Annotated in this window: 20 protein-coding genes; 11 read left to right on the top strand and 9 right to left on the bottom strand. The window is 70.0% G+C overall.

What is annotated here, in order from left to right; all coding sequences use genetic code 11:
* Positions 1–182: 182 nt before the first annotated feature.
* On the bottom strand, positions 183–1,328 hold the full coding sequence (locus ACPPVO_RS33645) for a site-2 protease family protein (RefSeq protein WP_426514745.1): 1,146 nt from the start codon (positions 1,326–1,328) through the stop codon (positions 183–185).
* Between the two features lie 208 nt (positions 1,329–1,536).
* Here ACPPVO_RS33645 and ACPPVO_RS33640 point away from each other — a divergent pair, with 208 nt between their 5' ends.
* On the top strand, positions 1,537–1,677 hold the full coding sequence (locus ACPPVO_RS33640; protein WP_426502568.1) for a hypothetical protein: 141 nt from the start codon (positions 1,537–1,539) through the stop codon (positions 1,675–1,677).
* On the opposite strand, the gene ACPPVO_RS33635 is transcribed toward ACPPVO_RS33640, so the two are convergent.
* Positions 1,664–3,283, bottom strand: coding sequence for a Na+/H+ antiporter (locus ACPPVO_RS33635; RefSeq protein WP_426502567.1), 1,620 nt, complete (start codon positions 3,281–3,283; stop codon positions 1,664–1,666). The genes ACPPVO_RS33640 and ACPPVO_RS33635 overlap by 14 nt on opposite strands.
* 276 nt (positions 3,284–3,559) lie before the next feature.
* Here ACPPVO_RS33635 and ACPPVO_RS33630 point away from each other — a divergent pair, with 276 nt between their 5' ends.
* Both ACPPVO_RS33630 and ACPPVO_RS33625 read left to right on the top strand, forming a co-directional pair.
* On the top strand, positions 3,560–4,084 hold the full coding sequence (locus ACPPVO_RS33630) for a 2'-5' RNA ligase family protein (RefSeq protein ID WP_426502566.1): 525 nt from the start codon (positions 3,560–3,562) through the stop codon (positions 4,082–4,084).
* A 91-nt stretch (positions 4,085–4,175) separates the two neighbouring features.
* Complete coding sequence (locus tag ACPPVO_RS33625; protein ID WP_426502565.1) at positions 4,176–4,601, top strand: archease; 426 nt, start codon at positions 4,176–4,178, stop codon at positions 4,599–4,601.
* 93 nt (positions 4,602–4,694) lie between these two features.
* Here ACPPVO_RS33625 and ACPPVO_RS33620 read toward each other — a convergent pair whose 3' ends face one another.
* Entirely contained in the window at positions 4,695–6,119 is a 1,425-nt protein-coding gene (locus tag ACPPVO_RS33620; protein ID WP_426502564.1) for an RtcB family protein, read from the bottom strand.
* 96 nt (positions 6,120–6,215) lie between these two features.
* Positions 6,216–6,374 (bottom strand): hypothetical protein, encoded by a 159-nt coding sequence (locus tag ACPPVO_RS33615; protein ID WP_426502563.1) that lies wholly within the window; start codon positions 6,372–6,374, stop codon positions 6,216–6,218.
* Between the two features lie 418 nt (positions 6,375–6,792).
* On the opposite strand from ACPPVO_RS33615, the gene ACPPVO_RS33610 reads away from it, so the two are divergent.
* Complete coding sequence (locus tag ACPPVO_RS33610; protein WP_426502562.1) at positions 6,793–12,087, top strand: AAA family ATPase; 5,295 nt, start codon at positions 6,793–6,795, stop codon at positions 12,085–12,087.
* Between the two features lie 414 nt (positions 12,088–12,501).
* Here the strand turns inward: ACPPVO_RS33610 and ACPPVO_RS33605 are convergent, their stop codons facing one another.
* From ACPPVO_RS33605 to ACPPVO_RS33590, 4 genes are all read right to left on the bottom strand, one after another.
* Positions 12,502–13,401 carry a hypothetical protein gene (locus tag ACPPVO_RS33605; RefSeq protein WP_426502561.1) on the bottom strand — a complete coding sequence of 300 codons (900 nt, stop codon included), beginning with the start codon at positions 13,399–13,401 and terminating at the stop codon, positions 12,502–12,504.
* A 20-nt stretch (positions 13,402–13,421) separates the two neighbouring features.
* Positions 13,422–14,732 (bottom strand): Dyp-type peroxidase, encoded by a 1,311-nt coding sequence (locus tag ACPPVO_RS33600; RefSeq protein ID WP_426502560.1) that lies wholly within the window; start codon positions 14,730–14,732, stop codon positions 13,422–13,424.
* 15 nt (positions 14,733–14,747) lie between these two features.
* Complete coding sequence (locus ACPPVO_RS33595; protein WP_426502559.1) at positions 14,748–15,689, bottom strand: hypothetical protein; 942 nt, start codon at positions 15,687–15,689, stop codon at positions 14,748–14,750.
* Positions 15,690–15,771: 82 nt separating this feature from the next.
* Positions 15,772–16,305 (bottom strand): hypothetical protein, encoded by a 534-nt coding sequence (locus ACPPVO_RS33590; protein WP_426502558.1) that lies wholly within the window; start codon positions 16,303–16,305, stop codon positions 15,772–15,774.
* Positions 16,306–16,830: 525 nt separating this feature from the next.
* Between ACPPVO_RS33590 and fucP the strand changes: the two genes are divergently transcribed.
* Together fucP and ACPPVO_RS33580 are read left to right on the top strand one after the other, a co-directional pair.
* Positions 16,831–18,345: an L-fucose:H+ symporter permease gene (gene fucP / locus ACPPVO_RS33585; protein ID WP_426502557.1), complete on the top strand. Its 1,515-nt coding sequence runs from the start codon at positions 16,831–16,833 to the stop codon at positions 18,343–18,345.
* Positions 18,342–19,628: an ABC transporter substrate-binding protein gene (locus tag ACPPVO_RS33580; protein ID WP_426502556.1), complete on the top strand. Its 1,287-nt coding sequence runs from the start codon at positions 18,342–18,344 to the stop codon at positions 19,626–19,628. The genes fucP and ACPPVO_RS33580 overlap by 4 nt, the downstream gene beginning before the upstream one ends.
* A gap of 253 nt (positions 19,629–19,881) precedes the next feature.
* On the opposite strand, the gene ACPPVO_RS33575 is transcribed toward ACPPVO_RS33580, so the two are convergent.
* Positions 19,882–21,645 carry a tannase/feruloyl esterase family alpha/beta hydrolase gene (locus tag ACPPVO_RS33575; protein ID WP_426502555.1) on the bottom strand — a complete coding sequence of 588 codons (1,764 nt, stop codon included), beginning with the start codon at positions 21,643–21,645 and terminating at the stop codon, positions 19,882–19,884.
* A gap of 418 nt (positions 21,646–22,063) precedes the next feature.
* Here ACPPVO_RS33575 and ACPPVO_RS33570 point away from each other — a divergent pair, with 418 nt between their 5' ends.
* The 5 genes from ACPPVO_RS33570 to ACPPVO_RS33550 are packed head-to-tail and all read left to right on the top strand — an operon-like array spanning position 22,064 to position 26,499.
* The gene (locus ACPPVO_RS33570; RefSeq protein ID WP_426502554.1) at positions 22,064–22,900 is read left to right on the top strand and encodes a sigma-70 family RNA polymerase sigma factor; all 837 of its coding nucleotides are present in this window, start codon (positions 22,064–22,066) and stop codon (positions 22,898–22,900) included.
* A gap of 47 nt (positions 22,901–22,947) precedes the next feature.
* A complete protein-coding gene (locus ACPPVO_RS33565; protein ID WP_426502553.1) occupies positions 22,948–24,333 on the top strand; it encodes an NAD(P)/FAD-dependent oxidoreductase in 1,386 nt (461 codons plus the stop codon).
* Complete coding sequence (locus ACPPVO_RS33560) at positions 24,317–24,673, top strand: siderophore-interacting protein (RefSeq protein ID WP_426502552.1); 357 nt, start codon at positions 24,317–24,319, stop codon at positions 24,671–24,673. Before ACPPVO_RS33565 ends, ACPPVO_RS33560 begins: the two co-directional genes overlap by 17 nt.
* Positions 24,674–24,727: 54 nt before the next feature.
* The gene (locus ACPPVO_RS33555; protein WP_426502551.1) at positions 24,728–25,669 is read left to right on the top strand and encodes an SDR family oxidoreductase; all 942 of its coding nucleotides are present in this window, start codon (positions 24,728–24,730) and stop codon (positions 25,667–25,669) included.
* Positions 25,670–25,671: 2 nt separating this feature from the next.
* Positions 25,672–26,499, top strand: a complete 828-nt coding sequence (locus ACPPVO_RS33550) for a helix-turn-helix transcriptional regulator (protein WP_426502550.1) — start codon at positions 25,672–25,674, stop codon at positions 26,497–26,499.
* Positions 26,500–26,728: the final 229 nt, after the last annotated feature.

Below are 26,728 nucleotides of genomic sequence, written 5' to 3'. Positions count from 1 at the left end.
CCGTATCCGACGACTATCCGGGTCGGCATCATCGCCTCCTCGCTGGCCGGCTGCGCACCGCGCGCCGTGGGCGGGTACACCACACCTTGCCTTTTCCGGCGTGGCACGAACGGCGCGCCGCCGACCGCGGCCGTTGGGGACCTTCTCGACCTGCCACTGGTCCCGACCCGGCCAGGTTCGCGTCACCGTCCGGGCCGCCGCGGGAACCGCTGCCGCAGCGAGGCCTGTTGGACGGCACGGCTGACGTCGCTGGGAGACACGATGCCGACCAGGTCGTCGTCACTGACGACCAAGGCCCGGCCATCCTTGTTCTCGCTCAACCGGGGCACCAGCTCCATGATCGACTCATCGGGGAAGGCGACGACCACCTCATCTAGTGAGCAGGCCACGTCACGCAGTCGGGTGCTCGCCCGCTGCTGCGGTGGTACCTGCTTGATCCGCCCCAGCGTGATCAGCCCGGCCGGGTGGGCGCCGTCGACGAGGGGAAACGACGAGTGCCTCGCTCGCCACAGGTAGTTGTCAACGAAGTCGGCGACGGTCAGGTCCGCCGGCACGGTGGCGGGTTGCGGTGTCATGACGTCGATGACCCGCAGCCCGGCCAACGCGCTGCCCACAGCGGCCTGTCGTTCCTCAGCTACTGCGGCGGACACGATGAACCAGCCGATCAGCATCAGCCACAGCCCGCCGAGCAGGCCGCCGGACAGCAACTGCGCGAGACCGAACACGATCAGCAGCACACCGAACGCTCGGCCGGCCCGGGCGGCCGCCACGGCCGCCCACGTACGGTCCCCGCGCCACTTCCACAGCCCGGCACGCAGCAGCCGCCCACCGTCGAGCGGGGCCGCGGGTAGGAGGTTGAACACGGCCAGTAGCAGGTTGATCCCGGCCAGCCACCTCACCGTGCCGAGGACCAGGCCGTGCTGACCGGACGCGGCCAGTGCCGCTGCGACCGCGACGAACCCGAAACCGATCAGCAGGCTGACGAGCGGACCTACGCCGGCGATGCGCGCCTCGACACCGGGGCTGGACGCCTCTCCCCGCAACCTGGCCATGCCACCGAACACCCACAGCGTGATCCCGTCCACCTCCACGCCGTTGCGCCGCGCGAGCACGGCGTGCGACACCTCGTGCGCGAGCAGGCCGGCGAAGAACACGATCGCTGCGGACAGCCCGGCCACGAGGTAGGCCCAACCCGGCCGGCCCGGATATCCGGCGGGTAGCCGACCGGCGGCCAGCAGCCACGCAATCAGCACGAAGATGATCAGGACGCTCCAGTTCACGCCGACCTCGACGCCGGCGACACGTCCGATCCGGAAGCTGGCAGTCACGCATACCCCCTCGGGCACGCCATCTCGCCCCGGCTCGCGGTCGCAGGCCGGCGGCAACGTTTCGATTTCCGTAGCGCGCAGCCGCAAACCTCGCCGGCAGCGGCGCCACACGGCTTGCCGGCTGGGACACGGCGCTCAGCCGACCACGAGGAGTCCCTGCGCTTCGCGGCCCGGCTCCATGAGGTGCCGGACACGCCTTCCTACAAAATTGCGCCGGCTGGACCTGCGCACGCATCAGGTGCTCGACGGCGCACGCGAGGTGGAGGTCCCGGCCCCGGTCGAGGAGATCCCGGTCTGGTGCCGCCTGGAAACGGCGCACCGCCACCGCGACCTGTTCACCTTCGGCTGACCCAGCCGCGCCACGACGCCTCATCTCCGGGCGAACCGGCGGGTTCCCGCTGCCTTGCCCCTGGGCTCGCCAACAGCAGCGCGTGTTGCAGGTCGAGCTCGCGCTGGATGCGGTGCAGCACGTCGGTGCTGATCGCGCCCTCGCGGTGCAGCCGCAGGAGGGTGTGCCGCTGCACCTCGACGAGTTCGAGCGACGCAGCACGCTCGGCCCGCTGCCGGTGGTCCGCGTCGTGCAGCAGGCCTGCCCCGGTGGCCAGCTCGTCGCGGCGGTACCGGTACACGTCCTCGAGCCGCCCGATCGTGCGCTTGTCGAGGCCGTCGCGCAGGACCAGCTGCTCGAGGCGCACCATGGCGGCCTCGGTCGCGGTCAGCCTGGCCCGTGCCTCGGCGTCGCCGTCCCCGCCGTCGGTGCCGGCGACCCGTGCGGCCCGGATGAGCATCGGCAGCGTGACCCCCGGGACGACGAGGGTGGCGAGCACGACGCCGAAGGCGAGGAGGATGACCGCCTCCCGGTCGGGAAACGGGGCGCCCGACGCGGTGCGCACCGGCAGGGCGAGGGCGATCGCGAGGGACACCGCGCCGCGCATGCCGCTCCACCCGACCACGAGCCGTTCGACACGGGGCAGCATGTGCGGTACCAGCAGCATCCACACGACGCGGGTGAGCAGGACAACGGCGGCCAGCAGCGCCGCGACGGCGACGATCTCGACCGCGCGGAAGTCGGTGAGCTCGGCGAGCATCGGGCGCAGCTGCAGGCCGAGCAGCAGGAACAGCGCGGCGCTGAGCAGGTACACGATCATCTGCCAGACGGGCTTACCGAGCAGCCGGCTGGCCGGGGTGGCGACGGCGGGGATGCGCCAGCCGAGGTACAGGCCGCAGAAGAGGGTGGCCAGGACGCCCGAGAAACCGAAGTGCTCGGCCGCGTGGTACGCCGCGTAGGCGCCGAAGATCGTCAGGGTCACACCGACCACCGGGTCGCTGGCGCGGCCGCGTAGCTCGCCGACGAGCCAGCCGACGCCGAGCCCCACGAGGACGCCGCCGGCGGTGCCGACCGCGAACTGCTCGAGGGCGCGGCCGGCGTTGAGCGACCCGGTGCCGGCCACCACCGCCGCGACCGTGACCCGGAACAGCACCAGGGCGGTGGCGTCGTTGAACAGCCCCTCACCCTCGAGCAGCGTGACGACCCGCCGGGGTACGCCCAGCCGCGACGCGATCGCGGTCGCGGCGAGCGGGTCGGTCGGCGACACGATCGCGCCGAGGGCGAGTGCGACCGGCCAGGACAGCCCGGCGACATAATGGCCAGCGGCGCCGACCGCGGCGGCCGTCACCAGCACCAGGCCGAGGCACAACAAGGCGATCGGCCGGAACCGCCTGCGCAGCTCGCGCGGGGTGCTGTAGTAGCCGGCGTGGTACAGCAGGGGCGGGAGGAAGACCTGCAGCACCACCTCCGGCGACAGGCGCACCTGGGTCATGCCCGGCACGAACCCGATCGCCATCCCGCCGAGGACCAGCAGGATCGGGTACGGCACGGCGATGCGCAGCGACAGCGCATACAGCCCGATCGACGCGAGAAGCAGAGCCAGCAGGGAAAACGCGGCACCGTTCATGGTCTTCCGAACGGTACCCGGGCTTGCTGCTCCACGGCATCGCCGACAACCGGCAAATGCCTACGAAACGCATCCTGTGGGTCCTCGGCCCGACGGGCGCGGTAGTCGTCGAACGCAACCGCTCGATCCCGGGCCTGGTCGAAGCTGACAGGCCGAAACCTAGGAACGGTTGAGGGAAGGGGTCAACAGGGGCGCGGCCGGCGGCGGCCTGCCCGGCCCGTTGCGCCTGCTCAGCCGGCCGGGGAACGCAGATCGGGAGGGAGCTATCGTCGAGCGGTGGCCCTGGCTGTCTGCCTGCTCTTCGACGGTCGCACCGAACGCGCCCTGACGAGCCTGTGGGACAGGCTCGAGGAGCATGGCGTCGCGACACTGCGCTCGCACACCCACGGGATGCATCATCCGCATCTGTCGTACGTCGTCCTGCTGCGGTGGGATCTCGCCGCCGTCCGCGACACCGTGGCGGGGCTGCCGGACCGGGGCGGCTGCGAGGTCACCTTCGACGCGCTGGGCGCCTTCCGGCGGGGCCGGATCTGCCTCGTTCCCGCCGTGCCGGCAGAGCTCATCGCGCGACAACAGGGCGTCGTCGAGGCGGTCCGTGCCACGGGTGCGCTGGTGCACGCACACTATGAGATCGACGCGTGGCTGCCGCACTGCTCGATCGCCCCACGCGCCCGGACCGAGCGGTTGCCCGTCGTCGCCACCACGGTCTACGGCATCCTCCCGCTCACCGCCCGGATCACCCGCGCTGCGCTCATCGACAGCGCAACCGGGCAGCTGTGGCCGCTGCCGAACGTGCCCTGACAGACCGAGGGGACCGCCCGGAGGATCGTACGATTGCCTGGTCGCTCTGCCCGGCACGGCTGGTGCGGCGGGTGGCGGTTCGGAGGGTGTGATGGGTGAACGGCCGGCAGCGGGGCATCGCAGCGTGCCGCACACCGCGGACATGCGGATCGAGTCGTGGGCGCCGGCGCGGGAACAGTGTGTGGTGGAGGCGGTCGCGGCGATGGTGGGCACCTTCGCCGAGGTGTCCGGCGCTGTGCCGACCGCGACCGTTCGTTTCCGGGCCGGGCCGGGATCGGATGCCGACCTGCTGGTCGCGGTGCTCGACGAGGTGATCTATCTGATCGACACCACGGGCCGGCTTCCGATCGCGGCGCAGGTGGAGGCCGGTGACGGTGCTCTGGACGTACGGTTGTCGATGGTCAACGCCGGCCAGGTGGAGCTGGTGGGCGCGGTACCCAAGGGGGTCTCGCTGCACGAGCTGCGGTTCGGCCGCGAAGGGTCCGGCTGGTCGTGCTCGGTGACCATCGACGTGTAGGCCGCAACGAAGCGGGTCAGCCTTTCGGTTGCCCTTCGGCCGGACCGCCGCGGGAGGTGCCGCGCACGGCGATGTTGCAGCCCGCCGGTGGTATCACCCCTTGACCACGCCGATCGGCACCAGCCGCGCGACCCGGTCGCACAGCCCGGCGCCCTGCGCAACGTCCACGACGGTGTCGATGTCCTTGTACGCCTCCGGCGTCTCCTCGGCCAGGCCGCGCAACGATGCCCCGCGCACCGCGATGCCCTCGGCCTGCAGCCGGTCGCGCAGCTCCTTGCCGTGCACCGTTTTGGCCGCCTGGTGGCGGCTGAGCGCACGGCCGGCGCCGTGGCAGGTCGAGGCGAACGCCGGCGCACCCGGCCGCCCGGTGAGCACGTAGGACGCGGTGCCCATGGTGCCGGGGATGAGCACCGGCTGCCCGGCGCCGCGCAGGTCGGCCGGCAGGTCCGGATGGCCCGGCGGCAGTGCCCGGGTGGCGCCCTTCCGGTGCACGCACAGCCGCCGCGGCACCCCGGCCACCTCGTGTGTCTCGATCTTGGCGAGGTTGTGCGAGATGTCGTACACCAGCGCCAGCTCCCGACCGGTGACCCTGCCGAACACGCGCCGGGCCGCCACGGCGAGCAGCTGCCGGTTGGCGCGCGCGTAGTTGGCCGCCGCGGCCATCGCCCCGAGATACGCCTGAGCCTCCGGCGACGAGACCGGCGCGCACGCCAGCTGTCGATCCGGGACCGTGATACCGAATCTGAGCATGGCGCGTTCCATGGCGCGCACGTGGTCGGTGCAGATCTGGTGTCCGAGCCCACGGGACCCACAGTGGATCATGACGCACACCTGGCCGGCCCGCAGCCCGAACGCCTCGGCCGCCGGCTCGTCGTAGATCCGGTCGACGACCTGGACCTCCAGGAAGTGGTTCCCTGACCCGAGGCTGCCCACCTGGCCCAGCCCGCGCTGGACCGCCCGCTCGCTGACCTGCCCGGGGTCGGCGTCGGCCACCGCGCCGCCGTCCTCGCAGCGTTCGAGGTCGCGCTGTACCCCGTGGCCCTCCCGCACCGCGTACCGGGCGCCGCCGGCCAGCACCTCCCGTAGTTGCCGGGCATCGCCGTGCATCGGCCACACGGCACCGCGGTCCATGCCGCGGGGAGTCGCCGCGGCGAGGCCATCCATCAGCGCCCGCAGCGACGGCCCGGTGAGCTCCTGGCGGTCGAGGTCGGCGGCGAGCAGCCGCACGCCGCAGGAGATGTCGAACCCGACACCGCCGGGGGAGACCACCCCGCCGGCGGCGACGTCAGTGGCGGCGACCCCGCCGATCGGGAACCCGTACCCCCAGTGCACGTCGGGCATGGCGTACGAGGCGCCCACCACCCCGGGCAGCGTGGCGACGTTGGCCACCTGCTGCAGAGACTTGTCCCCGGCGGGATCGGGCAGCAGCGCCCGCGAGGCGAACACCACGCCCGGTACCCGCATCTCGCCGTACGGGTCGATACGGAACCGGTAGTCGGACTCCCGCACCAGCCTCACGCTCACCACCCCCCCCGGCTCGCGTGTGTCCCAGATACCCGCTGCCACTCCCGGTTACACGGACACACGACGCGATATCAGGTCCGCGGCCCGCGTTCAACAGAGCTGCCGGTCGTCGGCGCCGATGTGGGCCTTCCAGCAACGCCGGTGGCGCAGCGTCAGAATCTCGACGTTCTTGTCCGAATCGGTCATTGGTGTGAGCCGTATGAGGGTGAACACGCTCGTGAGCGCCAGGTAGGGCGGTCGCAGCAGCACGATGGACCATGCTGGCCCACCCCGTCTCGCAGACTCAGCCATATCCGAGAACCGGCAGGTCACAACCCATGGATGGGGTTTTTCGGCACCCACAAGGTCGCCGATGACCTTGACGGCGCCGTGCCCGGCAATGAACAAGCGCTCCCGCCCGAGGCCATCGTCGTCGCCGTGTGCGTCCTCATGAACAGTCGCCTTCGCCCATGAATAGGTGGTAAGTACGCTTTGAAGTGGTTCCGACCATGTGTGGAGGTGTCGGATGGGGAGAAGCGGACTGCTGCCAGGCGGGGATCCACCTGCTCGGGCCGAGATACTGCATGAGAGTGGGCACACGCGTGTCACTCGGCTATTTCTGGCGGGAAGCACCGTCATCCGTAAGGAGCCGCTGGGGGCGGATGCGCAGCGGCGGGTGCGGCATGAGTTGGCGATCCTGGAGCGGCTGCGCGGTCTCGCGGGCATCGCCCAGTTGGCGGAGGCGCCGCGCTTCCCGGGGTCGGTCGTGATGCAGGACGTTGGTGGCGTGTGTCTGGCTGGGTTGGCGAAGCCGTTGGCGGTCGATGATCTCGTCGGGTTTGCGGTGGGGTTGGCTCGGGCGGTGGCGGGGATGCACCGGCAGGGTGTGATGCATCGGGACATCACGCCGGCGAATGTCGTGATTGCTCGCGACGGCACGCCGTGCCTGGTGGATTTCGGGTTGGCGTCGTCGTTTGCCGAGATTCGTCCCAATTTTACGCATTACACGGAGATTGTGGGGACGTTGGCGTATCTGGCGCCGGAGCAGACGGGGCGTACGGCCCGGTCGGTGGATCAGCGTGCCGATCTCTATGCGTTGGGTGCGACGTTGTATGAGCTCGCGACGGGTGCGCCGCCGTTTGGTTTCGGTGACCCGTTGCGGCTTACGCATGATCATTTGGCTCGGGTGCCGGTGCCGCCGGCCGAGGTGAATCGGGCGGTGCCAGGGTTGTTGTCCGAGATTGTCATGCATCTGCTGGAGAAAGAGCCGGACAACCGGTATCAGACGGCGGAGGGTGTGGTCCACGACCTGGAGTGGTTGCGGGACGCCGGCACAGGCCAGGGAGCGGCTGGGTTGCGGGTCGGTGCGCGTGATGTTCCGTTGCGGTTGTTGCCGCCGTCGCGGCTGGTGGGTCGTGATGCGGAGGTGGCGGCGCTGGGGGCGGCGTTTGCGGAGTCGCTTTCGGATGGGTGTCGTGGGGTGTTGGTCGGCGGGGTGCCGGGGGTGGGGAAGACGGCGTTGGTCGATGAGCTGCGGTCGGTGGTGACGGGTGGCGATGGCTGGTTCGTGGCGGGCAAGTTCGACCAGTATCGGCGGGATCTGGAGTTCGACGCGGTGCATCAGGTACTTCGTGGGTTGGGCCGGTTGTTGCTGGCCGAGCCGGAGGATGCGCTGGCCGAGATCCGTGGGCGGATCTTGGAGGCGACCGGGCCGAACGCGGGGTTGCTGACCGCGGTGCAGCCGGACTTCGCGGCGTTGCTGGGGGTACCCCCCGATCCGGGGGATCCGCTGACCGCGCAGGTTCGTTCGCAGCGGGTGGGGGCGGAAGTGCTGCGTGCGGTCACTTCGCGGAAACGGCCGTTGGTCGTGTTCGTTGATGACCTGCAGTGGGCGGGGCGCGCGCCGTTGGGCGTCGTGGATCTGGTGCTGAGCGATGAGCGGGTCGATGGTTTGCTGCTGGTGGGTGCGTATCGCGAAGACGAGGTGGATGCGGCGCATCCGTTGTCGGCGCCGTTGTCCCGGTGGCGTGAGCACCCGCAGGTGCGGCATCTGCGGCTGGTCGATCTGCCGGTGTCTGATTCCGTCGCCATGGTTGCGGAGATGCTCCACGCGGATCGGACCTCGGCGGCGGACCTGGTCGAGTTGATCAGTCCGTACCTGTCCGGCAACCCGTACGAGACCGTGGAATTGCTCAACGCGCTGCGACGTGACGATGTGCTGACCGCCACGGCCGCCGGCTGGCGGTGGGACGCGGCGTCCGTGCGTGCATACGTGGGCAGGTCCGACGTGGCCGGGCTGCTGGCAGCCGGTGTTGCTGCCCTGTCAGGGCAGTCACGGCGGATGGTGGAGGCGATGGCGTGCCTTGGCGGGCGCGTCGAGTTGAGTGTGTTGCAGGCCGCCACCGCTGAGCCGGTGGATGTGGTGGAGCAGCGGTTGGCGCCCGCTCTCGACGAGGGTCTCGTGTTGATGGAGCCCGGGGTGCGGGACGCGGTCCGGTTCCGGCACGACCGGATCCGTGAGATGGCCCTGCGCGGGCTAGATCCGCAGCCGCGACGTGCCCTGCGGTTGGCGATGGCGCGGCGGCTGGCTGGTGTGCCGGAGTTGGCCGCGGTCGCGGCGGAGCAGTACCTGCCGGTGGTCGACGACGTCCACGACGCTGCGGAGCGATGTCGCGTGGTGGGGCTGTTGCGGCGCGCTGCCGATCAGGCGACGTTGATCGGGGACTACACGTTGGTGAACGCGCTGCTGACCGCCACGCTGCGGCTGATCGACGCAGGCGACATCGCCACGCTGATCGAGGTGCGCACCGGCCGCCACGCCGCCCTGTACAGCCTGGGACGCCTGGAGGACGCGGACGACGAATACCGCACGATCGAAGGGCTGTGCGTCAACACCTTGGACCGTGCGGACGCGACGGTGGTGCAGGTGCGCAGCCTGACCCACCGGAACTGCTTGGCGGAGGCGATCGGGCTTGGCCTGGAGTCGTTGCGTGAGCTCGGCATCGCCGTGCCCGCCGCCGACCGGCTCCCGATGGAGGCCGACCGCCGGTTCGACTATCTGCACCAGTGGCTGGACCACACGAAAGCCAGCGACGATCTGACTCGACCGGACATCACCGAGCCGGCTCTGCTGGCCGCGGCCCGTCTGATCAACGCGGTCCTGCCGGCGGCCTTCTTCACCCCCGATCAGGCTATGGTCGCCTGGCTGAGCTCGGAGGCGCTGCGGATCTGGATCGAGCACGGCCCGGCCGGTGCCCTGCTCGGCCCGGCGAGCCACATCGCCTTCGCCGTTGTGGACATGCACGGCGACTACGCCTCGGGATACCGGGCCCTGCGGCGGATCGTGGCGCTGGGCGAGGCCCGGGACTACGAGCCTGACACCTCACAGGCGCGCTTTCTGTCAGCGCTCCTGAGCTGCTGGTTCGAACCGCTCGAAGATATTGTCCAGGCAGGTCGGCGGGCCCGGGAGGGGTTGCTCGCGGGGGGTGACCTGGCCAACGCCGGACACACCTACTACGCCACCGTGCCGGGCCTGCTGGGCTGCGCGTCATCGCTGGACGTCTACGTCGCCGAGGTGGAGGCCGGGCTGGCCTTCATGCGGCGGACCGGCGCCGAGCAGACCGGCGAATTGCTCGACAGTTACCGGCGGCTCGCTGGTGTGCTGCGCGGCGAAAGCTCCATCACAGCCGATGCGGTGGAGCACGCCGACAGATATCCCAGCAGCATGCTGACGCTGCTCCACGCGCATGCCGCTCGCGGGGTCACCGCGGCCATCCTCGGTGACCTGGACGGCCTGACGCGGCACACCGCGGCGGCGATGCCGCTGCTATCAGCCGGCCAGGGCGTCTACCCGGCCGCTATGGCGCAGATGTTGCGTGGCTTGGCCCTTGCCGGGCAGGTCCGGGCCGACCGTGGTGATGAGCGTGCGGGTCTGCTGTCCGAACTGGACGATGTGACGCAGTGGCTGGCCGCCCGGGCGGTGGACGCGCCGGCGAACTTCCGGCATCTGCTGCGGTTGCTCGAGGCGGAACGGGCCTGGGCGGTCGGCGACTTCCGCGCCGCCGTCCTCGCCTTCGACGCCGCCCGGCGCGACGCCGCCCAGGTGCAGCGGCCGTGGCACCGGGCCCTGATCACCGAACACGCGGCCCGCTTCCACCTCGCCCACGGCGTCGAACACACCGGCTACACCCTCCTCGCCGAAGCCCGCCAGGAATACCTCACCTGGGGCGCCACAGCCAAAGTCAACCAACTGGACTGGGCATACCCGACCCTGCGGCTGCCAGCCGATGCGACCGCCGGGCACGGCGGCGACCAGCGCTCCACCGTCACGACCGGCACGATCGACCTGCTCGGCATCCTGTCCGCCTCACAGGCACTCAGCTCCGAAACCAACGTCCCAGGGCTGCACTCCCGCCTGGTCGAGGTCCTCTCCGCGATGACCGGCGCCACCGGCGTACACCTGCTGCTGTGGAGCGAGGACCGGCAGGGCTGGCTGCTGCCCGCACCCGACGGCGACACCGACATCATCCCGGTCAAGGGCAGCGGCCACGAACACGCAGTGCCACTGTCCGTGCTGCGATACGCCCAGCGGATACGTGAACCCCTCGTCGTGAGCGACGCCACCCACGACGACCGTTTCGCCCGCGACCCCCACTTCGCCGACCTCACCTGCTGCTCACTCCTGGCCATACCCATCCTCAGCCGCAACGCCCTCCAAGCGGTGCTCCTCCTCGAAAACCGTCTCATCCGCGGCGCCTTCACCGCCGAACGCCTCGACAGCGTCAAACTCATCGCCGGCCAGCTCGCCGTCTCCCTCGACAACGCTCACCTCTACGCCGAGTTCTGCCGCATCGCCGACGAACAAGCCGCCCTACGACGCGTAGCCACACTCGTCGCCCGCGGCGCAAGACCCGACCTCGTCTTCGACGCCGTCGCCGACGAGGTCAGCGCACTCTTCGGCGCCGACGTCACACTGATCGCACGATTCGAACCCGACGCAGAGGCAACAGTGATGGGAAGCTACGGACTCCCATACCCACAAGCCGGCTGGCGCGGCAAACCGCCACCCGGCCGAGCCATGGCCACGGTGCAAGTCACCGGCCGAGCAGCACGCACCGACGTGGACGACCTCACCGCAGTAGACCACCCCATCTCCCTCGGAGTCGGCTCCATAGTCGCCAGCCCAATCGTCGTCGAAGACCGAGTCTGGGGCGCCATGGCCATCGGATCCCGGCACGAACGACTTCCCGAAGACACCGAACAACGACTCGCCGACTTCACCGAACTCGTCGCCACCGCCGTCGCCAACGCCGAAAGCCGCACCGAACTCACCAACTCACGCGCACGGATCGTCGCCGCCGCCGACCAGACCCGCCGACGCATCGAACGCGACCTCCACGACGGCGCCCAACAACGGCTGCTCGCACTGGCCCTGCAACTGCGCATGGCACAAGCCGAACTACCACCCGAACTCGACACATTCCGCACCCAACTCGACCACGCCGTCACCGGAGCAACCAGCGCCGTGGACGAGCTCCGTGAAATCTCCCGCGGCATCCACCCGGCGATCCTGACCGAGGGCGGCCTGAGCCCAGCACTGCGCGCCCTCGCCCGCCGCTCACCGATCCCCGTCGAGCTCGACATACACACCGTGCGGCGGCTGCCCGAACAGGTCGAGGTCAGCGCGTACTACATCATCGCCGAGGCACTCACCAACATAGCCAAACACGCACACGCCTCCACCGCCACGGTCACCGTCGAAGCCGACACCGCCGACACCGTCCTGCGCATCGCGGTCCGCGACGACGGCACCGGCGGCGCCGACTTCGCCCGCGGCACCGGCCTGCTCGGCCTCAAAGACCGCGCCGAAGCACTCGGCGGCCGAATCGTCCTCCACAGCCCACACGGAGCGGGCACCGACCTACGCGCGGATCTCCCACTCACCCCCACGAACAGCGACGACACGTCCCGACACAGACTTTGATCTGTACACACGCTGACCACCGCGACCGCACCTGGCCCGGGTCGACCGCGTGCTGCGTCGGATCGGCAGTCGTTTGGAACGAGCACCGGCCGCGCCCGGTGCCGACCGACACGGCCGGTCCACCTCGGGCGGTCTGGAGCGTGTATACCGGACGCCGGAGACGCCCGCATGTGTGGAATGCCGGGTATCGTGCTGCTGAGGCACAACGCCATCGAAGGGGTGCTTCGCCGGCTCGTGTTCGGACGTGCGCTCGGGCCGCACCCAGTCGCGATCCTCGTCGATACCCGGTGTCGGCGCAGCGCTCGGTGGCCTGGCCGGCGTCTTCCTGACCCGACCGATCGCATCATCGCCGTCTCATGATGGGTAGCAGCGCGCGCAAGCCGGACCCACGAACGGCTGACGACCGTCCTGCGCTCAGGGGGCGGCGTCAGGCATTTCGGTGGTTGCCTCCGGCGATCTGGGCCGCCGGCGGCCGAGGGTCGCGGCGATGGGGATGGCTGCGGCTAGGCCGCTGAGCAGGATTGCGGCGAGCGCGCCGAGGATCGCCGGCTGGTCGTTGAAGGCGATGCCGATGGCTGCCAGGGCCGGTCCGGCATTGCGGACTGCGGTGATGCTGCCCATGGTGGTGCGCCGCCGTACGGGGCCGGTGGCCAGCAGCGTGCCCAGGCCGAATGAGAGTGCGGAGAACAGGAACCCGGCCACCAGCGATCGGGTGCCGAGCAGGGCGACGACGTCGCTCCAGTTGCCCAGCAGCATGCCCGCCAGCACGATCAGGAAGGTCACGTTCGACACCTTGACCGCGGCGGGGTGCCACGACAGGGCGGTCTCGGTGGCGTAGTGCCGCAGGATGAGCCCGATCGCGAACGGCACCAGCTGCAGGATCGCGACGGTGCGGACCAGCGCGCCGACGTCGAGGGAGATGCCGCCGCCGACGTCGGCCGCGGTCAGCAACGCGTCGGCGGTGAAGCCGAAGGTGATGCTGCCGACCGCGGCGAGCAGCACCTGCATCGCGGCGCCGGTGGTGACGTCGCCGCCTTGGACCATGCCGAGCTTGGCACCGAACGGCCCGCCGGGCGATGACGCGGTCAGGATCAGCGCGATGAACGGTGCGGTGGCCAGGCCGGACAGCACGGCCAGGCCCCAGCCGAGCAGCGGGATGAGGATGAGGTTGACCAGCAGGACCAGCACGAGCAGGGGCACGTCGCTGAACGCGGTGCGCAGCGCGCGCAGGGTGGCGCCGAGGCCGGCGGCGAACATGGTCGCCGCGATGAAGATGACGGTGACGGCGTTGAGCAGCAGATGCAACGCGTTCATGTCCGGTGGCTTCAGCCCGGTCAGTCGGTCTGTTCGTCGAGCCAGCGCAGCGCGCTGAGGCTGGGCAGGAAGGCGTACTCGCCGCCGCGGGTGGTGACGAACCTCGGCACGTCGGGCAGCCTGCGGCGGACGGGCCGGCGGGGGATGGTGTAGTCGCCCGGGCCGTCGCCGGTGGCGGCGATCGGGTCGCGAGCGTCGCCGGCACCGAAGAAGACGCCGTCGTTGAGCCACTGGGTCTGGGCGAACTCGAACTGGCGGCCGAGGTGGGCGCCGACGAACGCGAACATCAGTCCACGGTCGGCGCCGTCGTCGGCGAGGACGCCGTCGGGAAGCGGCGGCCCGTAGACGGTACCGCGGCGGATCATGCGGTGCAGACGGGGCTCGCCGGCGACGGCCGAGTCGCGTGGATTGCCGCGGCGGATGTGGCAACCGCCCGGAGTGGTGAACCCGTCCGGATCATCGCCGCCGAACAGGAAGGCGTTGTTGCGGCCGCGGTCGGCGCCCAGCGCCGGGTCGTCGCGCTCGGGTGCCAGCGCGAGCGGGGCGCCGCTGCGCCACCGGCCCATGACCTTGGCGGCGAGCAGCTCCTCATCGTCGCCGCCGGTGGAGTTGTCCCGCAGGAAGCGGCGGAACGCGGCAACATCCTGCCGTAGCTTGCGGAAGGCGACGTAGCTGCCGTTACGGCCGAGGACCTCGGGTGTGGTGGTCTGTACGCCGCCGAGTTCATCGGGGTAGCCCAGGACGAACTCGCCGGCCTTGAGTGGCTGCTCGAGTGGGTTCGAACTGGGGATGCCGCTGCCCTCGACGGCGGGGTGGCTGATGCCGTCGCGGTAGCCGAACGGCTCGGTCTCGCTCGGCAGGGCGTGGCAGTCCTGCCGCCAGATCGCGGTGATCCCGTCCAGCTGCTCGTACGCTGGCCGGGCGCGGCCGATCGCCGCGTCCAGCAGCGCAGTGTCCGGCGCCAAGGCGACCAGGACGACGTGGACGTCCGGTGAACCCAGCGGCGGTTCCCAGTACCCAGGGCCGCTGGGCCCGATGTCGCCCAGTGCGGTCGCGCGCGCGGCCATGCCCTGACGGAACTCCCACGCCATCGAGTCCAGCGACTCCTGCGCCACCCCCAGCGCCCTTAGGCCGTGGCAGGTGACGGCGACGCTGACCCAGGCCTCGCCGAGCGGACTTCTCGTGTCGGCAGCGGAGGTGACCATGTCAGCGGCACGACGCATCAGCTCGCGGCCGTCGGCGCGGTCGTCGATCCGGAACACGAGGTAGGTCGCCGCGTACGGCGACGGGCGTGGGCTGAGCACGCCGCGCTGGATGTCATGCAGGTCCACGGCCAGTCCTCCGCGTTACCTGGTGACGACGTTGCGCCAGAAGTTGCGCAGGCTCTCGTCGGCGCCGAACAGCGTGCTGAAGATCGTCGAGTCGGCCATGAGGATGTCACCGGCACGCGGGCCGGCCGGTGGTAGCCACAGGAACGTGTTGAACTCGGTGTTGCCCGCCTCGATGAACGGATGCCCAGGCCGCGAAAGGTCGATCGGCTGACGGCCCAGCACCCGCACGGCTTGCTCATCATCGGTGGTGACAGCGTAGTGCGGCAGGTGCATGTGGAAGTTGAAGCTGGTTACCCCGGTCAGCCAGCCGAGGGTGTCGAGATCCCGGTTGATCGACAGTGGCGCGACCTTGTTCGGCTCGACCACGGCCGGACGCAGCCCGTACCGGTTCTGCACCGGCACACCGAGGCCCTCCATCAGCGAACGGGTGTAGCGGCCAAAGCGCTGCTGGCGCGGCACAAGCGCGTCGCCGTGGTGGTGGTACTCCTGGTCGCGCACGGTGAGGTCGTCGCCGGCGCCGACGTCGTGGTGCGGGCCCAGCACCAGGCAGGTGCCCTCCCGGCCGACCCACGCGCGGACCGCCTCGATCTCCTCGACGGTGGCTTCCTGTCCGGTGACCATGTGGTCCAGGCCGAACACGAGCAGCGTGTCGGTGTCGGCGAGGACCCGCTCGTCGAGCGGCGTGACGAACCCGGCTTGATCGACGCGCTGGTACACCGCCACCGGGTGCTCCGTGGTCTCGGCGGCGAAGTCCTGGAACGGCGCCCACGCCCAGAAGAACAGTTCGAGGGCTCCGGCGATGCCCTGCTGGAATCGCATCGGATCAGCGAACTTGGGATCCTCGTACGAGGGCCAGGCCACCCGGCGCACCTCGGTCATCGTGGAGAACCGGTTGTCCAGCTCCTGCACGTTGCGCCCGGCTTCGGCGGGATAGCTCCACGCCACGTAGATGCTCACGCGGCGCCGGCCGGGCGTGCGCGGTCGCGGTTGGTGCCTAGTGTTGTAGACCCGCGCGGTGGGCTGGCCGGTCATGGGGTCCTCACTGGAGCTGGTCGAGCATCTCGGACAGGGCGTGCTTGATCCGCAGCGCCTTCTTGATCTCGTCGGCGGTGACGTACGGGTACTCGCCGTATTCAATGAAGCTCGGGCACTGGTGCTCACGCACGAACCGGACGAACGCCTCCGGATTGGTCCTCCAGTCCTCCGGGAACCCCTCAAGGTTCTCGAACGCCGTGCTCACCCCCGACTTCGTGAACAGGGCGACAGCGTCCTCGGTGTACTTGTCGAAGTCGGTGTCGAAGATGCCCTGGTACATGAACCTGCTGTCGTCGTCGAACAGCACCCACCGCAGGTAGTGCAGCTTCAGCGGCGCCAGCAGGTACGGGTCGGCCTCCAAAGCCTCGGCCAGGGTGCTGCCGTACTCCCGCATCACGTCCGCCCGGCCCGGCTTCACCTTCGCGATGATCGTGAACCCGTAGCAGGCCGGCGTCCGCGGGAAAACCGGACCATACCTGCCCTGCTCCAAGCGGCTGGTGTCCTTCGGAAGCACCATCGCCGCAGGCTTGATCTCCACGCCCCGTCCCATCACCGCGCAGGCCCACCGTCACATATCCGCGAGCGACGAACGTGCCCTCACCCGGTATCTCTAAACCCCAAACACGGGAGTGAGAAGGTGTCGCGTACGGAGTCCCGCGACGGAAGCACGAAGCAGAGGGCGCCGACCGCTGCCGGTCCGGTAGCGATCGCGCCCGAGGCGCCGGCGTCGCCGGCTGCGTCGCAAGCGCACAGCCCATCGATGGGGTTTCGGCACCCACAGGATCGTCCGGCCGGCCGTCGCGCCGAGCGACACCCACGTGATGACCCGGTTTGTGGGGCGTCGGGGTGGGTAGCGGGAGCTCGGTGTTCTGGCCGTAAAGGTCGCAATCGGGTGTTCTGGCCGCAAAGTGCAGTGCGGGCGGCACGGCTTGCGGCGGAGGATGTCATGGTCGGACGTCCGGCGGCAGGACATTGAGCGTTGTCAGTAGTGACTGGTAATCGGTAACGCTGCATTGCTTCTGTCCCGAATCCGCCCAAGGCGTGGCGCGGGCCGCCCTGGTTGATGGCGGCCGGCGACGACGTTCCCGGCAGCGCCCGTTTCGATCACCAGTACTCCATCGATCCGCTCCTGATAGTCCGCGGCGCCAGGTCGCCGACCACCCACTGGTACGCACGGTGCACGGAAGGAGTACCGAGGGCCAGCATGACGCTGCCACTAGCGGATGAAGACGAGCGAGGACAGCGGCGGCCGCTGCTCGGCCGTGGGATGCGACTGCTCTTCATTGCTCTGATCGCCTGTTTCACCGCTTGGGGCATAGCGCAGGACCTCACCACGCCGATGGTGGCAGGCTTCAAGCGCATCTTCGAGATGAGCACCTTCCAGGCGTCGCTCGTCCAGTTGGCCTACTTCGGCGCATACTTCGTGCTCGCGCTCCCGGCGGCCTTCATCAACCACCGCTTCGGCTACAAGACGGGAATCCTCACCGGACTGGGGCTCGCGGCGCTGGGCGCCTTCCTCTTCTATCCGGCGAGCAAGATCATGACGTACGCGGCGTTCCTGCTGGCCCTGTTTGCGATGGCCGCCGGCTGCTCGATTCTGGAGACCTCCGCGAACCCGTACGTCATGTCGCTCGGCCCGGAGGAAACGGCGACCCGGCGGCTGAACTTCGCCCAGGCATTCAATCCGGTGGGCACGAACATCGGTGTGCTGCTGGCCTCGGCGCTCATCCTGCCCAAGCTCGCGGAGCCGGTGGACATCGCGTCGCTGAGCCCGGATCAGCTGCGCACCATCCGCGCGGGCGAGCTCGGCGCGGTGATGGCCCCATACCTGGGGCTGGCCGTCCTCCTGGTGCTCATCGCCGTCGCCATCGCGAGCCAGAAGGCGCCGCCGATCGTCGAGGAGTTCCCCGATGCCGGCCCGCACACCGGCGGCACCCGCGACCTGTTCGGCGTGCTGTGGCGCAGCAAGCGGTACCGCTTCGGGGTGATCGCCCAGTTCGCGAACATCGGGGCTCAGGTGTGCACCTGGACGTACCTGATCCAGTACGTGGAGCAGGCACTGGGCGGCAGCCTGCAGAAGGGTGGCGCCTATCTGCAGCTCAGCCTGCTCATCTTCCTCGGATCACGCTTCCTGATGACGTGGGTGATCGGTCGTGTGCGCGCCACCAAGGTGCTCGCCGTGCTGGCCTTGCTGGCGGTGGTGCTGTGCATGTTCGCGATAGTGAGTCCCAACCTCGCCGGGGTTCTTGCCGTGGTCTCCCTGTCCTTCTGCCTGTCGCTCATGTTCCCGACGATCTACGGCGTGGCCCTCAAAGGGCTCGGTCCGGCGACCAAGTTCGGCGCCGCCGGCCTCGTGATGGCCATCGTGGGCGGCGCGATCATGCCGGTGATACAAGGCAGGCTCGTGGACCGGACGAGCGCGGCGATCTCCTTCATCGTCCCAGCCGTCTGCTTCGCCGTCGTCGGGCTCTACGCCCTCTACGACCTCAGGGCCGCGGCCGGGCCCGTCCACGGGAGCACCGAGCCGGTCCTGCCCAAGGGCGCCGGGCCGAGCACCGTCACCGGGGGTACGGCATGAACCGCCGGCGCCGCGCGGTAGCGGCAGTCACGGTCGTGGTGCTCGCCGTGGCCGGCTGCGGCCCGCCGAAGCCGACGAGCCCAACGAAGGAAACCAAGCAGCTCGAGGTCGTGTCGTGGTGGACCTCCGGCTCGGAGGCCGCCGCGCTGAACGTCCTGTTCTCCGCCATGCACCAGACGAATCCGAACGTCGACGTCGTCAACGCCGCGGTCCCGGGCGGCGCCGGATCACAGGCGGTCGTGGCCCTGGCCAAGCGGCTGCAGAGCGGCGACCCGCCCGACGTCTGGCAGACCTTCGCGGGCAAGTCCGTGCAGGGCTACGCCGACCGCGGCGTCATCCGCGACGTCGCGCCGGTCTTTGCCGACGGGGACCTACGCGCGACGATGCAGCCGACCATCCTGGGTTCGCTCATGCACGGCAGCAAGCCGTACGGGGTGCCGACAGGTGCCCATCGCAGCAACATGCTGTGGTTCAACACCGAGCTCCTCAACCGGGCGGGCGTCACGCCACCCTCCGGCGACTACGCCCTCGCTGCCTTCCTGGACGACCTGCGGAAGGTCAAGGCGTCCGGAGCCATCCCCCTGTGTCTCGGCGGCAAGGACCCGTTCACCACCGTCGAGTTGTTCGAGAACGTGCTACTCAGCACCATCGGGGTGAAAGGCTGGCAGGACATGACCGGCGATCGCCTCAACTGGCGCAGCGCGCAGGTGCGGACAGCGCTGCGGACCTTCGGTGACATCCTCGCCTACGCCGATCCCGAAGCCGGCACGTTGACCTGGGACGCGGCGACAAAGAAGCTCGCCACCGGTGGTTGCGCCTTCGAGTCCCTAAATGACTCGGCGTACGGCGAGCTGGTCACCTCCGGCGCGCGGGAGGGCAAGGACTTCGGAGCTGCGGCGTTTCCCGGCACCGACGATGCCTTCCTCGCGGTCGTCGACGTCTTCGTGGCCGCGACCAGAGCCAAGAACGCGAAGAACGCCCTTGCCTTCCTCAGCGACATTAGCAAGCCGGCGACCCAGATTCCGTTCAGCAAGGCGAAGGGATCGGTACCGGTGCTCCGGAACGTTGATATTTCGTCCCTGTCTGTCTACCAGCGAGATGCCTCGAAGAGCCTTTGGGGCTCGTCGGTGCTGCTGTCGGTCGCCCACGGCGAGGCCATGAGCCCAAAGTTCACGGAGGGCTTCTACGACGCCGTGTCGACCTACGTGCGCACCCGCGATCCGGACACCTTCGCCCGGGATCTCGAAAACGCGGTCACCAAGGACAGGATGCCGCCACGCTGACCTGCGTTCTGGTCCGATGCTTGTCCGACTTGGTGGCATATGGCGGCGGTGCATGTGCCGCTCAGTCCAGTGGGTGCTCGTGGGTCCCGACGCGATGGAGCACCCACGGAGCAACAGCCGAGCGGGCGTTCGTGTCGTGACCGCCCGGAAGCGACTTCTGACTTCATGAAGACCGTCACTGATCTCCCGCCTCGGAGGCCTCCGCCTCGCCGCGATCACCGTGCGGCACCTCACCGCCATCCCAGCGTGCAAGCTAGCTCGGCTGCGGCGCCGGGGTGCAGGTCCAGTGGCCGTCGTGCCAGACGCAGGTCTGCTCGTAGCCGGAGCGGAACGACCCGAGCCAGGGGATGTCGTCCTCGTAGCGCGTGGGCGGCGGTGTCGGTGGGAAGTTCGCCGCGTCGTCGATGCTGCCGCTCCCGTCGTAGCGGGCGACGGTCGGGTAGGGGTAGACCGGCCGGGTCCGTACGACGGTGTCGTCCTGGCGCTTCGTGGCGACGAGCCGGTCGGGTGCGACGCCCTTCTCGACCCAGGCGAGGGTGGGGGTGAGCGCGTCGATCGCGTCCGGTCCCTGACCGTCACCGCAGTGGGCGACGCCCGGCAGCATGAACAGGCGGGCGAACCGCTGCGTGGCGTCCGTCCCGCCCATGCGCTCGGCGAGGGCGTGGTAGTAGGCGATCGTCCCGTAGGGCGAGATTGCCTGGTCTGCCCAGCCGTGCCAGAGGAGGAGCTTCCCACCCGCGGCGCGGAAGGCCGTCAGGTCGGGGTCGCTCGCGTCGTAGATGCCGGCCTGCTGGTAGATCTCGTAGAACGTCGCCGAGTCGTAGTGCAGGTCGTGCAGTGTCACCGACGGCCGGGCGGACGGGTAGGCGAGGTACTTCAGCGCGTTCGTCGCGTTGCCCTCGGCCACGGCCGGGGCGCCGGTGGCGGTCGGAGTGACCCAGCGGGCCCAGGTCGCTTCCGAGCCCACGGGCTCACCCCCCGGGTACATCCGCCGTCCCCGCTCGTCGCGCGGCCCGTCGTACAGCTTGCGTACGGCATCGATCTGCGCGTCGGTGAGACAGTCGGGGCTGTCGCTTCCCGTCGCGCAGCGCAGGCTCCGCGGATCGAACGCGCAGGCACGCGGGTCATCGATCTGGCCGTCGGCCAGGCCGTCGCGTGCGTCGCACTCGCGCAGGACGGCAGCGTGCAGCGCGGGGAGCTTGGCGGCGGTCAGGATGGGTCGGCCCTGCGCGTCGGTGTTCGCCGTGGCGTGCCAGCCCGCGGACCACACGATGAGCGACGTGAGCAACGACGCCGGGGCGCCGGCTACGATGCCGTCGAAGTCATGCGGGTAGCGCTGCGCCTCGGTCAACCCCTCGTGGCCGCCCTGCGAGCAGCCGTCGAAGTACGAGTAGCGCGGGCCTTGTCCGTAGTAGAGCGCGATGAGCCGCTTGGCGACGAGCGCGACGACGTGGTCGGCCCGGTAGCCGAAGTCGACCCGCAGCTGCGGGTCGGCACCGAAGCTGGCGTCGAAGCCGGAGACGCCGACGTGCCCCTCGTTGTTGGTGGCTACGACGAAGTCACCGCGGTCCAGCGGCACGCACCCGTCCGACGCGTCGGCGAAGAAGTCGACACTGCCGCAGAACGCCCCGCACCCGGTCTGCAGGTACCGCTGCCGCCACGTCTTGGTGGGCAGGAGCACGTCGAACTGGATCTGCGGCGCCGCGATCCCCTTGACTTCGCAGGCCGCCCAGCCGCCCGGCGAGGTCGTCGCGGTCGCGGACCCGATGACCGCCGGAGCGCCGGGCGTCCCCGACAGGTCCTGCCCGGCGAGAGCCGCGCAGTCGATCCTCGGCAGCACCACGGGAGGGCCGGAGGCCGAACCGTCCGCCTCGCCGGGCATCCCGGCCACGGCCGTACGGGGCGCGGCCTGGCCACCGCTGGCCAGCATGAGGACGGCGAGCACGACCGGTAGCGCCCGGAATCCAGCGCTGCGGATGGCGCGTCCCGGCGTCCGGCCCCATACGCGAGCGCGCATACCTGTCCTCCGTTTCGCGGCGTCCGTCTGAACGCCGGATCTCGGCCACGCCTGCGACCCCACGACACGAGTAAGGAAAGCTAAGTATGGCCGTGAACAGGTGTCAATACCGAACCGGACATCCGGAAATCGCGCCGGAGTCCGGCGAAATCCGCCACGCCCTCTGCCCAGTTTCCATTACCCGCTGGCAATCATCTGTATGGACGACAGGTAATGAGCGGACAGAAACCTGGGGGCCGCCAAAGAACCTGCCCGGCGCTCGTTACTCTGCCAGCGGCCCGCACCGCGTTGGCCCGCTCGCCTGTGTGATTCCTTGCCGGCCTCGTGAGTGGACCCGAACTCACGAACACCAGTCCCGGCCGTCGGCTGGCGGGACCGGGTGGGGGATCTCGACGAGGCGGCGCAGATCTTCACGGGCGTGCGTCCTCGCTTGTTCGGGATCGCGTACCGCATGCTCGGCAGCGCCAGCGAGGCCGAGGATCTGGTGCAGGACGTCTGGCTGCGCTGGCAGACGACCGACCGCAGCGTGGTGAACAATCCGGGCGCGTTTCTGGCGACGACCACGACGCGGCTGGCCATCAACGAGCTGCAGTCGGCGCGGGTCCGCCGTGAGACGTACATCGGGCCCTGGCTGCCCGAGCCGGTCGACACCAGCGCGGATCCGTTCCTGGGCGCGGAGCGCGGGGAGGCGCTGGAGTTCGCGGTCCTGATGCTGATGGAGAAGCTGACACCGCACGAACGGGCTGCGTACGTGCTGCGGGAGGCGTTCGACTACCCGTACCCGCAGATCGCCGCGATCCTGCAGTCCACCGAGCCGGCCGTCCGTCAGCTGGTCAGCCGGGCGCGCAAGCACATCGTCGGCGAGCGGAAGATCCCGGTGCGGGACGCGGCCCAGCGGCGGCTGCTGGCGACCTTCCTCGACGCCGCCCGTTCCGGCGATCTCGAGACGCTGGAGCAGTTGTTCGCGGCCGATGCGGCGAGCGTCGCTGACGGTAACGGCGCGCAACAGGTCGCCCGCAAGGTGGTCGTGGGCGCGGCCCATGTGGCGAAGTACATCGCGGCGTTCTCGACCTGGTACTGGGACGGTGTGGACGTGCAGTGGGTCACGACGAACGGGCAGGCCGGTGCGGTCCTGCGGCGCGGCGGCACGCTGCTCGGCCTGGTCACGATCAACGCCTCCGAGGCGGGCATCGACCAGGTGTTGTGGATGATAAATCTCGACAAGATTGCGGCGTTGCCCGCTGTCACAAAATAGGTGCCTGCCTTGTCTTGGCTGCTGACAGCGAGAGACAAGGGGCGAAGATGCGGACGATCCTGATCGTCGGCGGCGGGTACGCCGGCTTCTACACGGCCTGGAAACTGGAGAGGAAGCTCCGCCGGGGCGAGGCGCGCGTGATCGTCGTCGACCCGCGGCCGTTCATGACCTATCAGCCGTTCCTGCCCGAGGTGGTGGCCGGCTCGGTCGAGGCGCGGCACGCCGCCGTCTCGCTGCGCCGGCACCTGAAGAAGACCGAGCTCATCGCCGGGCGGGTCACCAGGATCGACCACGCGCACAAGACCGTCACCGTGCGTCCCGCGGTGGGAGACTCCTACCAACTGGATTACGACATCATTGTCGTGACCGCGGGCGCGGTGACCCGCACCCTCGCGATCCCAGGCGTGACCGAGCACGCGATCGGCATGAAGCACGTCGAGGAGGCCGTCGCGATCCGCGACCGGCTGCTGACCGCCTTCGACCAGGCCTCCGGGCTTCCGCCCGGCCCGCTGCGCCGGAAGCTGCTCACCGTCACGTTCGTCGGCGGTGGCTTCTCCGGCGTCGAGGGTTTCGGCGAGCTGCTGGCGCTGGCCAAGGCGCTGGTGCGGCGCTATCCCGAGCTGAGCCCGGACGAGCTGAGCTTCCACCTGGTGGAGGCGCGCGGCCGGATCCTGCCCGAGGTGACTGACAAGCCGGGCGAATGGGTGGTGCGCTCGCTGAAGAAGCGCGGCGGGCAGGTACACCTGAACGCCCAGCTGCTCTCCGCGATTGACGGCCACGTGGTGCTGTCCACCGGCGAGGAGTTCGACTCCGAGCTGATCGTCTGGACCGTCGGCAACGCCGCGAACCCGATGGTGCACAACCACACCGACCTGCCCATCGACCAGCGCGGGCTGCTCGTGGTCCGGATCGACCTGCGGGTCGGCACCGACGAGGCGCCGGTGCCGGATGCGTGGGGCGCCGGCGACGACGCGGCCGTCCCCGACCTTGCCGCGGAGAGACCCGGCGCGGCGACCGTGCCCAACGCGCAGCACGCGGTGCGACAGGGCAAGCTGCTGGCCAAGAACCTGATCGCCACGCTGCGCGGGCGCGAGCCGAAGCCGTACGTGCACCACAGCCTCGGCGTGGTCGCCACGCTCGGCCTTGGCCGTGGCATCTTCCAGTTCCGCCGCCTGGTCATCCGGGGCTTCCCGGCCTGGCTGATGCACCGCGGCTACCACGTGCTGGCGGTGCCGACCTGGGAGCGGAAGTTCCGGGTGCTCGCGGTCTGGGTGACCGCCGTGGCGTTCGGCCGGGACATCGTCTCGCTGACCTCGGTGCAGCACCCCCGGGAGGCGTTCCTGGCCGGTGCCGGCCTGCGCGTTCCCGCACCCGATCAAAGGGCGGGTGCTGTGGACGCGGGTGTGCTGGCGGGCGATGCCCGGCGTCCATGACGACGTCGTACGCCGGCTCGCCGCCGCCTGCCACACGGGTGACGTCGTCCAGATCGAGGCCGTCCTCGATCTGGACGCCGTCGCCGTGTGCGACAGCGGCGGCCGCGTACCCGCTCCGGCCCGTCTCGTGCACGGAGCAGTCGAGGTCGCCCGGCTGCTCCGTGCCCTGCTGCCCGGAACCGACCTGACGATCGAGAGCGTCAACGGGCGCGCTGGCCTGGCGATCCGCCGGGCCGGCACAGCCGTGGCCGTGATCGCCGTCAGCTGCGACGAGGGCCGGGCCACGACCCTCTGGGTCGTCCTGAATCCTGCGAAGCTGCGGGGCTGGCACCGCCGCTGAGCCTTGTACTGGCAGTACATGGTTGCGAACGAGCAGTGGCGTCAGCGTTGAGGCATGAAGAAGGTATCCATGCAGAACACCATTGATCTGACCGGGCGGCTCGCCGTGGTGACCGGAGCGAGCAGCGGCCTCGGACTGGGCCTGGCGGCCCGCCTGGCCGCGGCCGGTGCCGAGGTCGTCCTGCCGGTCCGCGATGAGGCCAAGGGCGAGGCCGCGCTGGGCCGCATACGCGCCGGGGTGCCTGGTGCCGACCTGTCGCTCCGCGAGCTCGACCTGGCCTCGCTGCGGTCGGTGGAGGCGCTGGGGGATAGCCTGAACGCCGAGGGACGGCCGATCCACATCCTGATCAACAATGCCGGGCTGATGACGCCGGCCACGCGGCACACCACCGCCGATGGCCTGGAGCTGCAGTTCGGGACCAACCACATCGGGCATTTCGCGCTCACCGGCCGGCTGCTGCCACTGCTGAGCGCCGGCGAGGCCCGGGTGACCACGATGACCAGCAGCGCGGCGCGGCATGCCAAGCTGAACTGGGAGGACCTGCAGAGCGAGCGGGCGTACGCACCGGTCCGCGCGTACAACCAGTCGAAGCTCGCGAACCTGATGTTCGCGCTCGAGCTGGACCGGCGTTCACGAGCGGCCGGGTGGGGGATCGTCAGCAACGCCGCCCACCCGGGCACGACCCTGACCGGTCTGTACGCCGCCGGCCCCAACCTGGGCCGGGAGAAGCCCTCGCCGATCGAGGCTGTCATGAAGCGCCTGGCGAACTGCGGCGTGCTGGTGCAGGGCGTCGACCGGGGCCTGCTCCCGGCCCTGCACGCGGCCACCGGCCCCGAGGCGGGGGGCGGCCACTTCTACGGCCCGGACGGGTTCGGCCAATTCACCGGCGGTCCGGCCGAGCTGGACCTCTACCGCCCGGCACGCGACGAGGCCGCGGCCGCCAGGCTGTGGGACGTCTCGCAGCGTCTCGCCGGCGTCGAGTTCGCGGCGGTGTGAGCGTGGACCGCGCCCGGCTGGCCGAGTACCTGCGTACCCGTCGTGAAGCCCTGCAACCGGAGGACGTCGGCCTGCCCCGCGCGCGGCGCAGGCGCACGCATGGCCTGCGCCGCGAGGAGATCGCGGTGCTCTCCGACATGTCGATCGACTACTACAGCCGGCTCGAGCAGCCGCGCGGTCCCCATCCCTCCGAGCAGATCCTGGGCGCACTCGCCCGCGGGCTGCGCCTGTCCATGGAGGAGCGTGACCATCTCTTCCGGCTCGCCGGGTACGCCACCCCGCGCCGCTCCACCGACGACCACATCAACCCTGGGATGATGCGCATCTTCGACGGTCTGCGAGATACCGCGGCGCAGGTGGTGAGCCCGCTCGGCGAGACATTGCTGCAGACCCCGCTGTCCGTCGCCTTGATCGGCGACGAGAGCGTCCACAAGGGTTTCGCGCGCAGCCTGCACTATCGCTGGTTCACCGACCCGGCGACCCGGCTTCTGCGGCCTGCGGAGGGGCCGCTCATCGTCGCGGACCTGCACGAGTCGTACATTCGTGACGGCCAGGATTCCCGGGCGGGCGCGCTCGTCGGTGCGCTGCTCGAGGCGAGCCCGGAGTTTGCCGCGCTCTGGCGCGAGCATCCGGTAGCGAGCCGCTACTGCGGCCCGGTGCAGCTCGTGCACTCGGAGGTCGGGCCGATCGACCTGTACTGCCAGCGGCTGATCGACCCGGACCAGTCGCAGCAACTGGTCGTCTACACCGCGCAACCCGGCGGCGAGAGCCACGACAAGTTGGAGCTCCTGAAAGTGATCGGCGACCAGCGGGCCAGCCAGTCGCGGTAGGTGGTCTTCGCGAGGACCGCGCCCTCCGGGGCAATCAGGACAATGCCTCTCACACCTCCGTCTCGCTCGGGAGGCCGGGCGCCCTGCCGGCTGGCCGCCGAGCGGTAGTACTCCTCGGTGGCCGCCAGGTAGCGCTTCGCCGCGACGTGCAGGCCGACCAGATCGGCCACCAGCAAGCCGGCCGGTCCATGGTGGCGGACGGTGGCCTGGGGGCCGCCCTCACCCGGAA

This window comes from Dactylosporangium sp. McL0621, from assembly GCF_049995355.1.
Lineage (GTDB): Bacteria > Actinomycetota > Actinomycetes > Mycobacteriales > Micromonosporaceae > Dactylosporangium.
This window is presented reverse-complemented; position numbering and strand designations above follow the sequence as displayed.